The organism is Methanococcoides mangrovi (assembly GCF_052057775.1).
In the GTDB taxonomy this organism is placed as follows: Archaea; Halobacteriota; Methanosarcinia; order Methanosarcinales; family Methanosarcinaceae; genus Methanococcoides.
In genome coordinates this window covers 1,200,112-1,217,447 of sequence record NZ_CP195121.1, presented here as the reverse complement: position 1 = coordinate 1,217,447, position 17,336 = coordinate 1,200,112, and the positions used below count along the sequence as shown (strand labels likewise).

The 17,336-nt window shown below is 47.3% G+C and carries 19 protein-coding genes; 14 read left to right on the top strand and 5 right to left on the bottom strand.

Annotated elements, in window-relative coordinates; genetic code table 11:
- Nucleotides 1-2 precede the first annotated feature (2 nt).
- Entirely contained in the window at nt 3-854 is an 852-nt protein-coding gene (locus ACR3I3_RS06300) for a DUF63 family protein (protein ID WP_440953695.1), read from the bottom strand.
- A 119-nt stretch (nt 855-973) separates the two neighbouring features.
- Between ACR3I3_RS06300 and ACR3I3_RS06295 the strand changes: the two genes are divergently transcribed.
- The 10 genes from ACR3I3_RS06295 (at nt 974) to alaXM (ending at nt 10,670) form a co-directional block, all read left to right on the top strand.
- Nucleotides 974-2,026 carry an NAD(P)-dependent glycerol-1-phosphate dehydrogenase gene (locus ACR3I3_RS06295; RefSeq protein WP_440953694.1) on the top strand — a complete coding sequence of 351 codons (1,053 nt, stop codon included), beginning with the start codon at nt 974-976 and terminating at the stop codon, nt 2,024-2,026.
- A 202-nt stretch (nt 2,027-2,228) separates the two neighbouring features.
- Nucleotides 2,229-2,681, top strand: a complete 453-nt coding sequence (locus ACR3I3_RS06290; RefSeq protein WP_440953693.1) for a UPF0179 family protein — start codon at nt 2,229-2,231, stop codon at nt 2,679-2,681.
- An 81-nt stretch (nt 2,682-2,762) separates the two neighbouring features.
- Entirely contained in the window at nt 2,763-3,377 is a 615-nt protein-coding gene (locus ACR3I3_RS06285; protein ID WP_440953692.1) for a DUF2150 family protein, read from the top strand.
- A 237-nt stretch (nt 3,378-3,614) separates the two neighbouring features.
- A complete protein-coding gene (gene cfbA, locus ACR3I3_RS06280) occupies nt 3,615-4,010 on the top strand; it encodes a sirohydrochlorin nickelochelatase (RefSeq protein WP_440953691.1) in 396 nt (131 codons plus the stop codon).
- 17 nt (nt 4,011-4,027) lie between these two features.
- Nucleotides 4,028-5,413, top strand: coding sequence for a coenzyme F430 synthase (gene cfbE / locus ACR3I3_RS06275; RefSeq protein WP_440953690.1), 1,386 nt, complete (start codon nt 4,028-4,030; stop codon nt 5,411-5,413).
- Between the two features lie 29 nt (nt 5,414-5,442).
- Nucleotides 5,443-6,558 (top strand): Ni-sirohydrochlorin a,c-diamide reductive cyclase catalytic subunit, encoded by a 1,116-nt coding sequence (gene cfbD / locus ACR3I3_RS06270; RefSeq protein WP_440953689.1) that lies wholly within the window; start codon nt 5,443-5,445, stop codon nt 6,556-6,558.
- A gap of 15 nt (nt 6,559-6,573) precedes the next feature.
- A complete protein-coding gene (gene cfbC, locus ACR3I3_RS06265; RefSeq protein WP_440953688.1) occupies nt 6,574-7,368 on the top strand; it encodes a Ni-sirohydrochlorin a,c-diamide reductive cyclase ATP-dependent reductase subunit in 795 nt (264 codons plus the stop codon).
- A gap of 13 nt (nt 7,369-7,381) precedes the next feature.
- Nucleotides 7,382-8,854: a Ni-sirohydrochlorin a,c-diamide synthase gene (gene cfbB / locus ACR3I3_RS06260; RefSeq protein ID WP_440953687.1), complete on the top strand. Its 1,473-nt coding sequence runs from the start codon at nt 7,382-7,384 to the stop codon at nt 8,852-8,854.
- Nucleotides 8,851-9,906, top strand: a complete 1,056-nt coding sequence (gene endA / locus ACR3I3_RS06255; protein WP_440953686.1) for a tRNA-intron lyase — start codon at nt 8,851-8,853, stop codon at nt 9,904-9,906. Before cfbB ends, endA begins: the two co-directional genes overlap by 4 nt.
- 59 nt (nt 9,907-9,965) lie before the next feature.
- Entirely contained in the window at nt 9,966-10,670 is a 705-nt protein-coding gene (gene alaXM / locus ACR3I3_RS06250) for an alanyl-tRNA editing protein AlaXM (RefSeq protein ID WP_440953685.1), read from the top strand.
- Between the two features lie 98 nt (nt 10,671-10,768).
- On the opposite strand, the gene ccsA is transcribed toward alaXM, so the two are convergent.
- The 4 genes from ccsA to ACR3I3_RS06230 all read right to left on the bottom strand — a co-directional run bounded on the left by ccsA (nt 10,769) and on the right by ACR3I3_RS06230 (nt 13,451).
- Complete coding sequence (gene ccsA / locus ACR3I3_RS06245; RefSeq protein ID WP_440953684.1) at nt 10,769-11,836, bottom strand: cytochrome c biogenesis protein CcsA; 1,068 nt, start codon at nt 11,834-11,836, stop codon at nt 10,769-10,771.
- On the bottom strand, nt 11,833-12,267 hold the full coding sequence (locus ACR3I3_RS06240; RefSeq protein ID WP_440953683.1) for a hypothetical protein: 435 nt from the start codon (nt 12,265-12,267) through the stop codon (nt 11,833-11,835). The genes ccsA and ACR3I3_RS06240 overlap by 4 nt, the downstream gene beginning before the upstream one ends.
- 18 nt (nt 12,268-12,285) lie before the next feature.
- A complete protein-coding gene (locus ACR3I3_RS06235; protein WP_440953682.1) occupies nt 12,286-12,819 on the bottom strand; it encodes a hypothetical protein in 534 nt (177 codons plus the stop codon).
- Nucleotides 12,820-12,959: 140 nt separating this feature from the next.
- Nucleotides 12,960-13,451 (bottom strand): rubrerythrin family protein, encoded by a 492-nt coding sequence (locus ACR3I3_RS06230; protein ID WP_440953681.1) that lies wholly within the window; start codon nt 13,449-13,451, stop codon nt 12,960-12,962.
- A 271-nt stretch (nt 13,452-13,722) separates the two neighbouring features.
- On the opposite strand from ACR3I3_RS06230, the gene ACR3I3_RS06225 reads away from it, so the two are divergent.
- From ACR3I3_RS06225 to ACR3I3_RS06210, 4 genes are all read left to right on the top strand, one after another.
- Nucleotides 13,723-14,250, top strand: a complete 528-nt coding sequence (locus ACR3I3_RS06225) for a CDP-2,3-bis-(O-geranylgeranyl)-sn-glycerol synthase (RefSeq protein WP_440953680.1) — start codon at nt 13,723-13,725, stop codon at nt 14,248-14,250.
- Between the two features lie 24 nt (nt 14,251-14,274).
- A complete protein-coding gene (gene pyrE / locus ACR3I3_RS06220) occupies nt 14,275-14,820 on the top strand; it encodes an orotate phosphoribosyltransferase (RefSeq protein WP_440953679.1) in 546 nt (181 codons plus the stop codon).
- Nucleotides 14,821-15,090: 270 nt separating this feature from the next.
- Nucleotides 15,091-16,710 (top strand): hydroxylamine reductase, encoded by a 1,620-nt coding sequence (hcp, locus tag ACR3I3_RS06215; RefSeq protein ID WP_440953762.1) that lies wholly within the window; start codon nt 15,091-15,093, stop codon nt 16,708-16,710.
- A 27-nt stretch (nt 16,711-16,737) separates the two neighbouring features.
- Entirely contained in the window at nt 16,738-17,052 is a 315-nt protein-coding gene (locus tag ACR3I3_RS06210) for a cupin domain-containing protein (RefSeq protein WP_440953678.1), read from the top strand.
- Nucleotides 17,053-17,336: the final 284 nt, after the last annotated feature.

The window sequence follows — 17,336 nt, the reverse complement described above, 5'->3', positions numbered from 1 at the left end:
CATCAGATCCCGAGAGCCATGCGGATAGTGTTCCTGCAGGCAGGGGAAAGGCCCAGTACAATGATGACCATCTTCACGAACGTTCTCAAGTTCCGTGATTCCTCATCGGCCGTGAACTGTGTATCCAGCAGATATATAACAGGCAGGAATATGGCCATTTTAAGCGGATACATCACCAGGGCAGTACCTGTCAGGTCGATGAGATAGGCAGGAACAACATGCTTCTCATAGTAACCAAGGGTGTCAACCCCGATAAAGGTTGAGGATGCATCCAGCAGGTGCGCCCAGATGATCGTCATGTTGAGGCGGTCATTTATGTAAGCCCAGCCGGCCTTCTCCAGCAGGAAATATACTGCGCCTGCAAAAAGGGTTCCTGAAGAAATGATTGCAATAAGGGAGAAGGGACGCTCTATATCTTCCACCATCAGAAGAGAGATTATGTTCAGTGCGAACCAGCCAAGTCCCAGTAATGCGAAGGACCTGTGCCAGTCAGCGACCTTACCTGATGAATAGAGCCATCTCGAGAAGAGAAGACAGACAACGGTACCGACGAACACCACGAAATAGATGTTAGGGGTTATGAACAGGTAGCTAAGAGGCGGTTCAAAGATACCGGCATCCTCCATTACCCTCAGGGAAGAACCTGCAAGAATAAAAGGGATGATGGAGAATACGAACCTCTCGTCGACCCTGACGTTCCACCTATCAAGAAGCTTTGCCACGGCAAAGACACATAATCCGAGTATCAGTGCCCATGTAAGAGTATTTACAGGATTATAACCGCTATCCTGGAAAATAGGATCAAGATAGTACTCATTAACAAATTGCATAATTTTATCTACGAACGGACACATTGATAATCACTTGAAAGAGCTATAGGAACAACCTAATATCACTAATACTTATTAATATATGGTTCGAGGAATACGAAAAACCATACAGATATCATACTAACAGGGACGTGACGCAGGATATGAAACCACAGAAATGGATGCAACTTCCAAGGGATGTCGTGATCGGACATGGCGTCATAGATGATGTAAAGAATGTCTGTGCAGACCTGAAACTCGCTGATGATGCATTGATAGTCACAGGAAAAAGCACAAGAAAGATCGCCGGCGATATTGTGTATGACTCACTGACGGACAGTGGACAGAACGTGGAAATGATAGTTTCCGAAGCAGCATCAATGAAAGAGGTTGACAGAGTCAGGAAACAGGCCATAGGATCAGGTGCTAAATACCTCCTCGGAGTAGGCAGCGGCAAGTCCATAGATGTTGCAAAACTTGCAGCCACCGAGATCGAGGTTCCGTTCATCAGCGTGCCGACAGCTGCATCACACGACGGGATCGTCTCATCCAGGGCATCCATTAAGGATGGGACAAAAACGGCATCCATCCAGGCAAATGCACCCATGGCCGTGGTGGCGGATACCAACATCATTGCAGAAGCTCCTTACCGGCTGCTGGCATCGGGATGTGGTGACATAATCTCCAACTGTACAGCCGTACTGGACTGGCAGCTTGCAAGCCGTCTGCAGAACGTGCCATTCAGCGAATACGCAGCAGCCCTCTCAAGCATGACAGCACAGATACTGATCGATTCGGCCGACACCATCAAACCGGAACTGGAAAGTTCAGCACGAATGGTGGTCAAGGCACTGGTCTCAAGCGGTGTTGCAATGAGCATAGCAGGATCCTCAAGGCCTGCATCAGGTTCCGAGCACATGTTCAGCCATGCGCTTGACAGGGTAGCACCTGTCCCGGCACTTCACGGGGAACAGTGCGGAGTGGGAACAATTATGATGATGTACCTGCATGGAGGCGACTGGAAGCAGATACGCAATGCATTAAAGACCATTAATGCACCGGTTACCGCGGAGGAACTGGGAATTGAAGATAAGTATATATTAGAAGCACTTGTACTCTCACATACCATCCGTCCCGAAAGATATACGATACTTGGCACAGGACTCACACCTGATGCTGCCGAGATAGTTGCAAGGAAAACAAAGGTCATATCCTGAGAACTGGTACAGACAGATTGCAAGTGATCTATCGCCGGAAGATGGGAGTATTTAATTAAATTGAACTAACAATGATAACTACGACAGATCAACTAACGTAGGTATCTGTTATGAACGTTATATTTCAAACATAATTCCAAAGACAACTTTAAAGATAACTTCAAACATCATTACAATTTCATAATAACATAAGGTGATTAAAATGGAGGACATGGATACCGCAATAACACTCATTGGAACCAAACTTGCAAAGGTAGGTGAAGAGTTCTTTTTCGAAGGCGAGACGCCTGAATGTGAACACTGCAAGTTGAAGAACACCTGCATGGCCCTTGAAAAAGGAAGGAAGTACAGGATAGTCAAAGTGAGGAACCAGACCGTCCATGAGTGCTTTGTCCATGATACCGGAGCAATGGTAGTTGACGTTATCAAAGCACCGATCATTGCAGCCATCGACTCCAAGAAAGCGATCAAGGGAGCAACTATACGCTACCAGGAGCCAAATTGTGACGGTGACCTGGATGCTGAGACATATGACCTGTGCTATCCAAAGGGACTTCGCAACGGGGACAAGTGCACCATCAACGAAGTGATGGAAAGCGTTGATGTCGGGTCAAACCCTTCACTCTCCCTGAAGAAAGTGGAGCTATTGCTCTGAAACGGTTCGAATGTCTTTTATATGAATACTGGAAACATGTCCTACATAAAAGCATAAGTGATAATAAAACGAGGTATCAAGATGCCAGAAACTCATGAAAAGATAGATCATGAATTTTATACAACGGCTCGCTGGAACAACTGGCTTGGGCAGGTGAAGGAAAGCGGGTTCGAATTTAAGGAAGAAGAAAACTCTGATAAGGAAGGTGCCGTCTTTGTGAATATGACAGATGATGTCATTCTCGCATGCCTCAAAGTAATTGCAAAATATGAAAGTGGCGCACTTTCTGCAGAAGACGCAATGGCAATACTTGATGATATAAGAGAGATCACAATGACAGAGGTCGAGCCAATATCAGAAGATATTGATCTTATGATCGAGTCACTCCAGACATCCCTTATAGGCAGTTTTGCTGCATGTGAATGCTACATTGCTGAAGGTTTCGACAAGAAAGCAAATATCGAGGATCTCATCAATGCAGCAGTGGAAGCTGAGGAAGCAGAAGACATTGACGCTGCGATCAGTTACGTTGCCCAGGCAGGAGCACTTGTGCTCGATGGTAATACACTTCCGGAAATGGAAGAGCTGCCATACGGACTTGTTGCAGAATGGCTGGACGGCATTGATTCCATCGAAGCTGCCATGATCGGCGCTGACAGCTACAAAGAGGATGACGGCGATTACGACGTCGTCTGATCTTTTTTTATTCATTTTTCAATAAAATTGACATCATCTTTTCCCGTATATTTAGCCACCATTGGCATGATTGTCTTTGAACTTCATTAAGGCCTTTTTCTTTTTGTGTCACCGACCTGCCGAATAAACCCGAATTGTTTTTATGTAATCACATTATCTAGGGAGTAACACAAATGGTGTACAAACGTAAGAACACCATGAACAAACAATAAAGTTCAAACATAAGAGGTAATAAAAATGAGCGAAAAGATCGGAATCCTGGCTATCGGACACGGAAGCAGACTGCCATACAACAAGGAAGTTGTCACAGAGATCGCAGATACCATTGCAAAGAAGCACCCTGAATACGTTGTGAAGGTCGGTTTCATGGAGAACTGCGGCCCATCCGTAGAAGAAGGACTTGAATCATTTGAAGGTACAGGCGTTACAAAGATCGCAGCAGTACCAGTATTCCTTGCATCAGGTGTACACATCACAGAGGACATCCCGGAGATCCTCAAACTCGACCCTGAGACAAGCGAAGGTAAGATCACAGTCGATGGAAACGAGGTCACTGTCGTCTACGGCAAACCACTTGGTCACCACGAGCTTCTTGCAGACCTCGTGTTCGAGAGAGCAACAGAAGTACTGTAAATAGAAACTCACTTAATATGACTGCAGGTCAGAGGGATGCTGTCGTGCTCGACCTGACGCACGCCGGCATACCAATTGCAAAAGAGATGGTACGACTTGGATACAATGTCCGTGCCATTGATGTCTATGATACACTGGACAAAGCGACGATCTCCGACCTGCAGGAGATATTCCCTGTTTTTTCTTCCAGAGAGCCTTTTGAGCTCAGAGCCACTGAGACAATAGTCGCACCTGTACACCTCAATCCTGAATTGCATGTTCTCAAAAATGCAAAGGAAAAAGGGAACACCATCATCAGCCACCACAAAGCGGTAGGCGAACTTATTCTGGAGAGTGAACGGCTTTCAGGCATAAAGGTCATCGAACTGACCGGCACAAAGGCCAAGACCAGCACCGCATCCATCCTTGCAGACATCCTCTCAAGAAGTCTGGATGTTGTACTTCACACATCAAGGGGACTGGAACACTGGAAGAACGGCATTGCAACCATCATCCATAAAGGACTCAGCATAGCCCCCGGAAGCATCCTTTCTGCTATCGAAAAAATAGAAGATTCGAACATCAGGCCTGAAGTGTTCATCTTCGAGACTTCCATCGGCGGCACAGGGTGTGCCGATATCGGGGTCATAACGTCCCTTGAGCAGGACTACGGAATCGCAAACAATACCGGTCTTGCAAGCGATGCAAAGTTGCAGATACTGGATAATGCAAAGGAAGGAAGCCTGGCATTTATCAACGTAGGTGCCGGAAAAGCACTGCAAAGGGCTGCTGAGAAAGGTATTGAACTTATCACATTCAGTGATAATAAAGATAAGGCCGCAAATGTTGATCTTGGGGTCACCGGGAACAATGTTGTGATCTCTTCAAAGGACCGGACAATTGAAGTTGCCATGGAGGAGGGATTCGACCTTACCGCTTACCTGACTGCACTCTCTGGAGCTGCAGCGATCTCAATAAAAATGGGAATTGAAGATAAGCAGATCGTTGAGACATTACATAATTTCAGGGGCCTTACGGGAAGGATGGTGAAAGATGAGCTCGAAGGCAGGATACTTATTGATAACTCCAATTCGGGCATGGACATCCGTTCTGTGAAAAAGGCACTTGATTACGCTTCCGGAATAAAGGCGGATACAGGTTCCTTTAATGGCGGGAAAATTGTCATGGTGCTAGGAGAGGAAGCCGAACAGGTATGTGAAGGCCTTCCACCGGAAGATGTATCGGATTTCCTGGTGGAGAACGGGATACTTCTTGACAGGATAGTGCTTGTTGGAGACCGGATGCGTGATATAAAATATGATGACGCATATTATGCAGGAACATTTGAGGACGGACTATCCATTGCACGGGAAAATACCGATGCGAGTGACATTATTATACTATGTGTTAAATGCTTCAGATAAAAACGATCAATGAAAAATGAGGACCTATCATGGAAAACAAGAACATTTCTATCATACACCCACGACCAAGCTCCATCGTGGCTGCATTGTACACTTTGAGGGACCTGAACGTTGATGTTGCGATACTTCACGGACCACCGGGATGCTCTTTCAAACACGCAAGACTGCTGGAAGAGGACGGGATACATGTTGTTACAACAGCCCTCGACGAAAGTGGTTTCGTTTTCGGAGGACATGATGCACTTGTCAACATACTCCATAAGGTAAACGACATGTTCCACCCCAAGCTTATCGGGGTCGTAGGAACCTGCGCAAGCATGATCATAGGCGAAGAAATGCGTGAACCTATAATGGAAGCCAATCTTGATGTACCTGTAATCGAAGTGGAAGTTCATGCCGGATACAGGAACAACACCAAAGGTGTACTCTTCGCACTGGAATCTGCCCTTGATGCAGGCATCATCGACAGAGATGAGTTCAAGAGACAGCAGCATCTTCTGGAAGAGGCCACCAACGTCGAACTGCGCCACGGTGCTGCAAGTAAGGAATACCTTGCACCATCCCGCGGTGATGTGAAGTACAAGGTGGCACAGAGGATCATCGAACTTCTCAAGGAAGGCAAGCGCGGAATTACTATAATGAACGCCAAGAAAGAGACCGGTTACATGTTCGCAGACATCACGGTCGCTGTGAACGAGGTCGCTGAACAGCTTGGCAAGGCTGATAATATCATCAATATGTCCAACACAGACACTGGTCTTGGACTCCCGAGGGTTCGCCACCATGCAGAATGCATCATGAACGACTTTGAGGAAAAGGGCATCAAGATACATGAGATCATTGGCGGACTGGACGAGTACCCGGTTGCGGGTGCTATCATTGACAAGCTGATCAAGGAGAAATACAGCTATTATGATTTTGTCGTGATCACCGGAGTTCCACACGCCGTACCAATGGACCACATCTCCGGCATGGAGATAATCTCCGTCACCAACGGGCCAAGACAGGTACTTCCTCTCAAGGAACTGGGACATGAGCACGTGCTCGTGGAGATCGACCTTCATCCAAAGACACTTGGTGTCAACCACATCGTAGAGTCCGAGTTCGGAGCCACATTAAGGGAAGTTGCAAAGGAATCCATCTAAATGGAGAGTTCAGAGATGACAGAACAAAAAAGAATAGCCATCTATGGGAAGGGCGGTATCGGAAAATCAAGCACCGCATCCAATGTTGCAGCTGCCTGTGCGGATGAGGGATACAAGGTAATGATCATCGGCTGTGACCCGAAGAGCGACTCATCCATCACATTGCTCGGAGGTAAGCGCATACCGACAATCCTCGACCTTCTGCGTGACGGCGTCGATGTGAAAGAGGAAGATGTGATCTATGAAGGCTACAAGGGCGTCAAATGCGTCGAAGTAGGCGGACCTGAGCCGGGTATCGGCTGTGCGGGACGTGGAATTATCGTTGCTATCCAGACCCTCAAGAAGATCTCGAAGTCACTCAACGAAATGGACCTCATCATCTATGACGTCCCCGGAGATATCGTGTGTGGCGGTTTTGTCGCACCTATACGCAAGGGACTTGTGAAGGAAGCATACGTGCTGACATCAGGCGAGTACATGCCACTCTATGCAGCGAACAACATCTGCAGAGGACTGGCAAAGATCAACACGCCCCTCAGCGGCATCATCTGTAACTCCCGCAGTGTAAGCCGTGAGGAAGAGATCGTCACAAAGTTCGCATCAGAGATCGGAAGCGAGCTCATGGCATTCATCCCGAAGGAGCAGATCGTACAGGACTGCGAGAGGGACGGATTCTCTGTTATGGAAAAAGCACCTGACTCCAATGTTGCACAGGTCTATCGCAAACTCGCAAAGGCCATCATGGAAAGGAACAGCTCGGTCATGCCCGAAGCTCTTGATGATGAGCGCCTGAGAGAACTTACAAGATAAAAAGAGACATCTCATGCCGGAAGAAACTGCAGACAGGAAAATGGACATGCCAAGGATCCTCCTGGCAGCCGACAGGTCGTCCTCAGGCAAGACCACCATCACGGCGGGACTGCTTGCGGCCCTCACTTCCAGAGGATACAGTGTACAGCCGTTCAAAGTGGCTCTTGACTACATCGATCCCAGCTACCACTCTGAGATAACAGGACGCCGTGCACGCAACCTTGACGGCTACCTCATGGGAGAAGAAGGCGTGCTCGATGTGTTCACACATGCATGTGAGGTCGATGGGAAAGCGGATATTGCTGTTATCGAAGGCGTGAGAGGACTTTTCGAGGGACTGGAGAGTCTTGGAGAGACAGGGAGCACTGCCCAGGTTGCCAAGATGCTGAACTGTCCTGTTATTCTGATAATCAACGCACGCAGTATCACACGTTCCGCCGCCGCCCTTGTGAACGGCTACAAGAACTTCGACCCTGAAGTCAACATTGTCGGCGTGATATTGAACAATATCGGCGGCATGAGACATGCTCAAAAAGCAAAGGAGGCAGTTGAGCACTTCACAGGCGTTCCAGTGCTGGGAATAATCCCGAGGGACAGCGCAATGCAGATATCCATGCGCCATCTGGGACTTGTCCCTGCCATCGAGGAAAGGCGCAGGATCAACGATCTTGACGAACGGATCGCTGCTATCGAGAAGAGAGTGTCCGAAGGCATCGACATCGACAAAGTACTGGAGCTTGCAGGACAGGCCGAACCTGTGGAAAGACCGGAAACTTCGGTTTTCACAGCAAGCGAACTTGAAGGAGATGCTCCTGTGATCGGTATCGCACTTGATGAGGGTTTCAATTTCTATTATCATAACAACCTTGAGCTTCTGGAGCTTGCAGGAGCAAAGATAGAGTATTTCAGCCCGATCCATGACAGGCATCTGCCGGATGTGGATGCGCTTTACCTCGGCGGCGGGTATCCGGAGCTTTTCGCTTCCGAACTGGAAGCAAACGAGAGCATGAGGAAGGATATCCGGAAGGCATCCGAAGAAGGACTACCCATCTATGGAGAATGCGGTGGCCTGATGTACCTCACAGAACGCATCACCACAGGCGTGAAGGGGAAAGGAACATACCACATGGCTGAAATGCCGGAATCCACGCATGAGATGGTCGGGGCCCTGCCCGGACATTCACTGATGGGGCACAAACGTGTGGTCAGCTACAATATCGGAGAACTAGATGTCGATACGGTCATCGGCAAGTGCGGGAACTCCTTCATAGGACATGAGTTCCACCATTCCGAGGTAACAGAACTTCCATCCGATGCGAAGTTCGCCATAAAACTGTCACGCGGAACCGGCATAAAGGATGGATGGGATGGTCTTATCAAAAATAACACCCTTGGAGCATATGCCCATCTGGAGGCATCCTCTTACAGGGAATTTGCCACATCCTTTGTGGAAGCTGCAGCAAGATACAGGAGGGAAAAAGCTTGAAAGCAGAAATAATCAAAGACCGTGTTCTTGTGGAGAAGAAAGGGATCAACGAACTTTATAATACCGGTTACTACGGCAGACCAAAGAACAATGGTCTGGAACTTACACTCATTGAAGCTGCATATCTTGCATACCGCGGGAAGATCGATGTTGAGCATAACGGGAAGGTACTTGATTTTGCAGGATTCTTCAAGACCGCTTCAACCCTGCAACCGGCTTTCGAGCTTAAATATATCGTTTACAAGGACCTCAGGGAAAGAGGGTTCTACGTCCAGCCGGGAGTTACTGATTTCCGCATATACCCCCGTGGAAGCCATCCGGGAAAAGGTGCTGCAAAGCAGTTCGTATATGTCAGGTCAGAAAGGGTTCCAATGCCGCTCAAGGACCTCCTGAGATCACTGAACGCAGCCGAAAATGTCCGCAAGCAGATGATCCTCGCCATCGTGGACGAAGAGAGTGACATCACGTTCTATGAGGTGAAGAGACCGAGAATAAAAGGTGGAATGGGAGATACACTGTACCCGGACATCAATACTGAAGCGACGTTCCTCGAGGACAGGGTCATCATCTGGGATGAGGATGCATCAACCTCACTGTTCGAGAACGGTTTCTATGGCAAGCCACTTGACAAGCAGAGGCTTCAGTTATCACTTGTGGAATCACGCTACCTGCTTGACAACGGTGTGATAAATGTCAAAGACCGTCAGGACAATCCAATGAACAGCGATTCGTTCACAGAGATCGCTTCAAAGATCGAACCGGAGTTCCACCTGAAAAGCAGTGTGTACACAGACCTTCGTGAGATGGGAGTTGTGCCGAAGACCGGATTCAAGTTTGGCAGCCATTTCCGTGTCTACAGCCAGGTGGAGTCGCCTGCAAAGATGCCACACTCGGAATACCTTGTGCACTCCATACCTGCGGACCATGAATTTACACTTCCTGTAATGTCGAGGGCAATCCGTCTGGCAAACAGTGTCAGGAAAAGTATGTTGTATGCTATCTCTGAAGATGAGGGAATCGACTACATTGATATCGGAAGAGTGAAGATGTGATCTTCTCAGGATCACTCTTCAAAATAACATTTATTAACTATCTTTTCAAATAATCCGGCATGGAAGCACTTTATCTGAAAGACTGTTACCTCAGGGAATTCGAAGCAACTGTGACGAGCGTGAAGGATGACAAATTCGTTGTTCTTGACAGAACGGCATTCTACCCTGAATCCGGTGGCCAGCCACATGATACCGGAGTTCTGGTCAGCGATGGAAAGGAATACAGGGTCGTGTTCGTCGGGAAGTTCGACGGGCAGATAAGCCATGAGGTCAGTGAACCCGGACTTAAGGAAGGCGATAAGGTCAAAGGCATCATCGACCAGGACAGACGAACCCTTTTCATGAACTACCACACTGCATCCCACATCCTCAGTGCCATCATACACAATGAGACCGGAGCAAAGATCTCCGGGAACCAGATAGCAGAGGACAAGACACGTGTGGACTTCAATCTGGAGAACTTCGACAGGGAGCAGATCGACTCATACGAGGCAAAGGTCAATGAGGTCATCGACAGGGCGATCGATGTGAAGATAGACATCCTCCCAAGAGAAGAAGCACTAACAATACCCTCCGTAGTCAAGCTCAAGAACGCATTCCCTCCGGAGATCGAAGAGATACGTGTTATCAGAATTCCTGAGATCGATGACCAGGCATGCGGCGGTACACACGTTAAAAATACAGGCGAGATCCCGCATATCGAAATCTTCAAGGCCGAAAATAAGGGAAAGAACAACAGGAGGATCTATTTCAGATTCGCCTGATCTTCTTTTACACTTTTTTAATTAGTTTTGTCCTTTTTCAGATAGATCCGGCCTTTCTCATTGACATCATATCTGAATTGACATCGTTTTGTTTGAGCTCAGCCCTCACTTTCCTCGAAGTACCTTCTTACAAGCAGTACTACACTTGAAACAAGCAGCATCACCAGGAAGATCGCAATGACCATACCCTCAAGGGTGAAGTCCTGCCATGAATGTACAGACACCCACATGCCGCTGCGTGTGACGAATGTTGCGAATATGACCAGTATGAAGGATACCACAGCGAGCATCGGTGCAAGGAACCTGTATTCACCATGTTGGACCCTTGTCTGGGAATGCAGGTAAGCTGTAGCTGTTATCCAGGGGATCAGTGATGATGTCTCGACAGGGTCCCATGTCCAGTACCATGCACCCCAGCCAAGGACCTCATATGCCCAGAATCCGCCAAGACCTATACCTGCAGTGAGGAAAAGCCATGCCACCCTCATCCAGTCCCTGGATATCCTGACCCACCTACCATCATCGATTAGAAGGGTAGCAATAGCAGCTGCAAAGGGAATTGTAAAGGCCGCATACCCAAGGAACAGCACCGGAGGGTGGACTGCCATCCATGGGTTCCTCAGGAGAGGGTTCATACCCTGACCGTCCGCAAGCGGGTATGCTGCTACGAAAGGGTTCCAGTTGGAGATCTCGGCGTATGAACCCAGGACACCGTAGTACATGGAGAACGGGTTCTTCAGTACCAGCAACAGCAGGAATACCGTGATGATGGACAGACAGATCGAACGGGTGATGTTCATGATCCGGGTATCGAACAGCTCTTTCGTGTGCCCTGTATACTGAATTGCCAGAAGCATCAGCAGGATGAACCATGTCCAGAGCAGGAAGGAACCTTCCTGGCCTGCCCATAATGCGGAAAGGCGGTAGACAAACTCAAGGTCGACGCTTGAATGCATGTAGACATAAACGTAGGATGACGATACCTTGACAAGATAAGAGGTCAGCATCAGGATCGCAAGTGTTATCGTGGCTGTACAGCCAAGTTCAAGCTTCCTGGAAAGTGAACCTGCATGGGTATTGTTCGTCCTCAGGTGGATGATGGAATATACGGTTGAAGCTGCACCCAGGATAAAAGCTATCCATATGAGGATCATACCGAAGTTCATTTTTTACCCCCCTTGCGTCCTTCAGTACCTTTGTTCCTTTTCCCTTTGATCTTAGGAAGGGTGTTCGCGGAACTACCGTCAACCGAGTAATCGACCAGTACCAGAGAAGCAATTCCGGCAAGCATAATGAACAGGCCGCCCCAGATGAATGTGATGAAAGGTACGGTCCTCATGTAGACGCTAACCTCACCGCTGGTCTCATTAAGTGCCTTTGGAGCAATGAAGAGCTCTTCAAACACACCACGATTAACATAAGTAGTTGTGTACGTTTGTCCCCATTTGAAATCAGTGATATATTTTATCTGTCCACTGTCAAAATAAGCCCCGTTCCTGTAGATATCAAAATCAACGTAGGTAGCATAAGAAGAACCGGGGTACTCTTTGTATTGAGAACCTTCGAAAGTTGAATCCATTCCGGTCACTGAGACCATATAGTTCTGCTCTTCGAACTATCCGACAGAGTCCATAGACACCACAGCAGAGCCATCAACTTTCATGTTACTGCTGGCGACAATACCTATGAGAATAAGGATGATACCGAGATGTATCACATGTGCACTGACACCCCGAAGTTTCATTACACGAGAATCCCTTTGCATGGACATGTAGATCTTATAGAACGTCGTTACCAGTGCCATACTGACCACTGGTATGGTCACATCAAGAGGGAGATTCCCGAAAGGAGAAAGAAAAGCAAATGCAACGGATATTGCCACCGTGAAAGCACCAACGAACAGTGTCTTCCTGGCTCCGAAATATCCATAAAGCAAACACATCGTAAGCAGTATCACCAGTGCTGCTGTGGGAAGAGCGCTTCGGCCGTTGAAGTACTCTGCACTCATGCTCATCTCGACACCTGTGGTCAGCCTGACGATCAGTGGTGTCAGCATCCCGAACGTTATAAGAGCAGCAAGGAGCAGCATGGTAAGCACAGTTGCAAACATGATGTTGCTGCTGTTTACAAGGTCTTTGCTTTCTTTCATGGGATTCACAATCGTTATCCCCATTAAAATATGTATCGATACTGTCATAAAAAAGCCAGAATTAATAATGATATAAATTCTGGACGGGAAAAAACTGAAAGGCAGTAATTGGACTGCCCTGAGAAAAAGTTGTATTTTGTTCAGTCCACCTTTGTGAACTTAGAATGAACAGCTCCGCACACAGGACACCTTTCAGGTGCTTCGCCTTCCACGGTATAACCACACACCTCACATACATAGTAGTCAACGTCCTCATCGCCATCCATGTTGTCCAGTGCCTTCTGGTAGAGCTCGGCGTGGACCTTCTCGACCTTGTTCGCAAGATCAAAGCTGCGAACTGCCTGTTTGTTGCCTTCCTTTTCTGCTTCCTCGATAAAGGCAGGATACATTTCGTTGAATTCCATAGTCTCGCCGGATATTGCTTCCTGAAGGTTCTCCTGAGTGCTCTTTACCTCCCCAAGGACTTTAAGGTGGTTATGAGCATGGACGGTTTCCGCATATGCTGCAGCCCTGAACAGTTTGGCGATCTTTGTGAAACCTTCCTTATCAGCCATTTTTGCAAAAGCAAGATACTTCCTGTTTGCCATTGATTCGCCGGCAAATGCCTCTTTGAGATTTTCGATGGTGCTCATGAAATTCCTCCATTTTTACTATATTGCAAGATAACTGGGTACATATCAAATATATGATTAATGGAAGGAAAAATCTCAGGAAGAATTCATAGATAAAAGGATGAGGGATTAAAGTAAAGAAGAAAACAGAAAAAGAAATAGGAACAAACGTAATTGGAAAAAGAAATTAAAACCGGATATAGAGTTGGTTTTATATATCAATGAAGCAGATTAAAGCAAAAAACATTGAGTTGATAACACGATCGAGCTAATTGTTCTTGCAGTATGGTTAATGCTTCCGGCATACCTGCCGAATCCTTTCGCTGCCGTCTTTGGAGGAGGAAGGCCCATAGATGGTGGAAAGACGATGTCAGACGGAAGGCGCATCCTAGGGGACGGGAAGACCTTCCGTGGCTTCTTTGCAGGCCTTATATGCGGAACCCTTGCAGGACTATTGCAGATGAGGCTGATCGAAAGCTATCCGGTAATACTGGGAGCACAACTTCCAACTTTCGGAACAGGCGGACTGAACACGACCATCGTTGTGTTCGCACTTGCATTTGGTTCACTCTTCGGGGACATGTTCATGAGCTTCTTCAAGAGGCGTCTGGGACTAAAGCGAGGAGCACCACTGCCTGTAGTGGACCAGCTTGACTTTGTCATAGGAGCATTGATATTTGCCTACCTGGCATCACCATACTGGTTCTCCGAGCAGTTCACATTCAGGATCATACTGGTTATCCTGATCATCACACCCCTGCTTCACCTTGTGACAAATGTCATAGGATATTTCATAGGTGTCAAGAAGGAACCATGGTAAATACCAAAAAAGGAAAGGATCACAATGACAACAGCATCAGAAAACAAGGAAGAAATCATAGAAGCACTCAAGGCCTGCGGAGCTGTCAGGTTCGGGGACTTCACCCTGGCATCCGGAAAGAAGAGCAAGTACTACATCGATATCAAGAAGGCCAGTTCAGACCCCGGCACACTGAAGATAATCGCAAAGCAGGCAGCTGCAAAGATCACAAAGATGGACATCGACATCGTTGGCGGTGTCGCGCTGGGCGGGGTACCTATCGCCACAGCTGTATCCCTTGAAACGAACCTACCCCTCCTGCTGATACGCAAATCTGCAAAAGAGTACGGGACCGGCGGAAGGTTCGTAGGTGATGCTGAAGAAGGAGACAGGATCGTCCTGCTGGAAGATGTGACCACCAGTGGCGGTTCTGTTATTGAGGCAATTGGTGCTATAAGGGATGCAGGATGCATCATTGACAAGGTTATCACCGTTGTGGACCGTGAGGACGGTGCTACAGAGAACCTCAGTGAGATCGATGTCAAGCTTATCCCGCTTGTGCGTGCAAGCGATCTGCTTGGGGATAAGTGAAATAATTGAGATGCAGCAGTCATTTTACTGCTGCAATGGCTTTTTTACTAATCACTAAATAATTTCTTTTTATCTCATTTTAAATACTTGTAACAACATAGCCTATAGAAGAGTGGGTTATTAGTATTCATATAGAGGTATCAAAGTGGAAACCGGGTCTATAAGTACCAGTATCCCGGATATACCAGTATCAGTTACAGATTCAACTATGCCTCTAAAAGATGAATGGCTGCATAATTACACATCCTAACTAAGAAACAAGGTGAAATGATGTTCTGTTACCAGTGTGAAGAAACAATGAACGGAGAAGGCTGCACAAAGAACGGGATGTGCGGTAAGCAAGGAGAGGTCGCAAACCTCCAGGACGATCTCATCTATGTGCTTAAGAGCCTTGCATTCTACAACCAGAAAGCAAGAAAGGCAAAACTTTCAGAAGCAAGCACTGACGATTTTATGCTCGATGCACTGTTCTCGACCATAACGAACACTGATTTCAGGGCTAGTGGGATCCAGGAACGTATTGACAGGGCTTTTGAAATACGTGATGAGATCAGGCAGAAGCTCCTGGACAACGATGCGCTTGATGAGAGCGAACTTCCGGAGATCGCAACCGTGACCCCGGAAAACCTCAAGGACAGGGATACAGGCATCCTTGCGACAAAGGACGAGGATGTCCGGTCATTAAGGGAACTGCTGATCTTTGGTCTCAAAGGGATTGCAGCATATGGACACCATGCAATGGTGCTTGGACAGGTCAATAAAAAAGTGCTTGCATTCGTAGAAGATGCACTTGTGGCAACCACAGATGACAGTCTGACCGATAAGGACCTCATCGCAATGGTCCTGAGATGCGGCGAGAAAGGTTTTGATGTAATGGCAGCGCTTGACCAGGCGAATACCACTGCATTCGGAAACCCGGAACCTACTGCTGTAAATATCGGAACAAGGGACAGACCTGGAATTCTCGTGAGCGGACATGACCTGAAAGACCTGAAGGAACTCCTGGACCAGACCGAGGGAACAGGCATCGATGTATATACCCACGGTGAGATGCTGCCTGCAAATGCATATCCTGAACTTAAGAAGTACGAACATCTTGTAGGCAACTATGGAGGGTCATGGTGGCACCAGAAGCAGGAATTCGAGAGCTTCAACGGACCTATCCTGCTGACAAGCAACTGTATCGTTCCTCCAAAGAAGACCTACCTTGACAGGTTATACACTACCGGGTCTGTAGGTTTTGACGGTGCCACGCACATCGTAGCCAAGGATGGTAAAAAGGACTTCTCAGCCATCATCGAACAGGCAAAGACCTGTGAACCACCGGTACAACTGGAAGAAGGTACTGTCATGACAGGTTTTGCTTACAACTCTGTGCTGACCCATGCCGACAAGATCGTTGATGCCATCGAATCAGGCAAGATAAAGAAGTTCATTGTCATGGCAGGCTGTGACGGACGTCACAAGAACAGGCAGTACTACACAGATTTCGCAGAGGCATTGCCAGAGGATACTGTCATACTTACCGCCGGGTGTGCAAAGTATAGGTACAACAAACTCGACCTCGGGGAAATTGATGGGATCCCAAGGGTACTGGATGCAGGACAGTGCAATGATTCATTCTCACTTGTCATTATCGCACAGGGACTCATGGCCAGACTTGGATTTGAGGATGTAAACGATGCACCCATCTCGTACAATATCGCATGGTACGAACAAAAGGCGGTCCTTGTATTGCTCACCCTTCTCAGACTCGGCATCAATGACATCACACTTGGCCCTACACTACCGGCATTTGTCTCACCGAATGTCCTCAATGTACTGGTGGACAAGTTCAACATAACAGCGAACACCACCGTAGAAAAGGACATGGAGAGGCTCTTAAAATAAACTCTTAACTATGGAGACGAGGATATTATGAAAATAGTGGAATTAGATAAAGCACCTGAGAAAGAGAACCCTCACAATGTACTTGCCAAAGGACTTTTTGATACCGAGCAGGTACAGGTCGTACACCTCGAGCTTAAACCCGGAGAGTCACTTAAGTTGCACAAGACACCAATGAATGTGTTCTTCTATGTGCTCGAAGGTAGCGGTATCGTTGTGATCGGTGATGAGGAAGAGACCGTTTCAAAGGACACGCTTATCGAAAGTCCAAAAGGCATCCCTCACCTACTGAGGAATGAAAGTGACAGCCTTTTCCGTTTCCTCGTTGTGAAGCTGAAAGAATGAAGAGATCATACAACAGAGATCTTTCCCGAATCTAAGAAGATCTCTCTGTACCTTTTTTTATTGATCTTATAGATCAGACCCTTTTTTCTAATTGTTAGTATCGGGCAGCTATCCCTCCAGATCCCGTTGACATCCCTATTGACATATCAAACCTTTACACGAAAACCTGCTTTTACGAATGAATGCAGTAAGTTGGTAAAAAAAGAAGATATGTTGATTCAAACAAAGAAAATAAGTCGGAAACTATTTATTTAATACAAAGAGATTTAGCTCCCTTAACATAT

Excerpts from the sequence above, each read along its gene's own strand:
- ACR3I3_RS06300 (WP_440953695.1), bottom strand. The coding sequence starts at position 854 with ATGTGTCCGTTCGTAGATAAAATTATGCAATTTGTTAATGAGTACTAT.
- ACR3I3_RS06295 (WP_440953694.1), top strand. The coding sequence starts at position 974 with ATGAAACCACAGAAATGGATGCAACTTCCAAGGGATGTCGTGATCGGA.
- ACR3I3_RS06290 (WP_440953693.1), top strand. The coding sequence starts at position 2,229 with ATGGAGGACATGGATACCGCAATAACACTCATTGGAACCAAACTTGCA.
- ACR3I3_RS06285 (WP_440953692.1), top strand. The coding sequence starts at position 2,763 with ATGCCAGAAACTCATGAAAAGATAGATCATGAATTTTATACAACGGCT.
- cfbA (WP_440953691.1), top strand. The coding sequence starts at position 3,615 with ATGAGCGAAAAGATCGGAATCCTGGCTATCGGACACGGAAGCAGACTG.
- cfbE (WP_440953690.1), top strand. The coding sequence starts at position 4,028 with ATGACTGCAGGTCAGAGGGATGCTGTCGTGCTCGACCTGACGCACGCC.
- cfbD (WP_440953689.1), top strand. The coding sequence starts at position 5,443 with ATGGAAAACAAGAACATTTCTATCATACACCCACGACCAAGCTCCATC.
- cfbC (WP_440953688.1), top strand. The coding sequence starts at position 6,574 with ATGACAGAACAAAAAAGAATAGCCATCTATGGGAAGGGCGGTATCGGA.
- cfbB (WP_440953687.1), top strand. The coding sequence starts at position 7,382 with ATGCCGGAAGAAACTGCAGACAGGAAAATGGACATGCCAAGGATCCTC.
- alaXM (WP_440953685.1), top strand. The coding sequence starts at position 9,966 with ATGGAAGCACTTTATCTGAAAGACTGTTACCTCAGGGAATTCGAAGCA.
- ccsA (WP_440953684.1), bottom strand. The coding sequence starts at position 11,836 with ATGAACTTCGGTATGATCCTCATATGGATAGCTTTTATCCTGGGTGCA.
- ACR3I3_RS06240 (WP_440953683.1), bottom strand. The coding sequence starts at position 12,267 with ATGGTCTCAGTGACCGGAATGGATTCAACTTTCGAAGGTTCTCAATAC.
- ACR3I3_RS06235 (WP_440953682.1), bottom strand. The coding sequence starts at position 12,819 with ATGAAAGAAAGCAAAGACCTTGTAAACAGCAGCAACATCATGTTTGCA.
- ACR3I3_RS06230 (WP_440953681.1), bottom strand. The coding sequence starts at position 13,451 with ATGAGCACCATCGAAAATCTCAAAGAGGCATTTGCCGGCGAATCAATG.
- ACR3I3_RS06225 (WP_440953680.1), top strand. The coding sequence starts at position 13,723 with ATGCTTCCGGCATACCTGCCGAATCCTTTCGCTGCCGTCTTTGGAGGA.
- pyrE (WP_440953679.1), top strand. The coding sequence starts at position 14,275 with ATGACAACAGCATCAGAAAACAAGGAAGAAATCATAGAAGCACTCAAG.
- hcp (WP_440953762.1), top strand. The coding sequence starts at position 15,091 with ATGTTCTGTTACCAGTGTGAAGAAACAATGAACGGAGAAGGCTGCACA.
- ACR3I3_RS06210 (WP_440953678.1), top strand. The coding sequence starts at position 16,738 with ATGAAAATAGTGGAATTAGATAAAGCACCTGAGAAAGAGAACCCTCAC.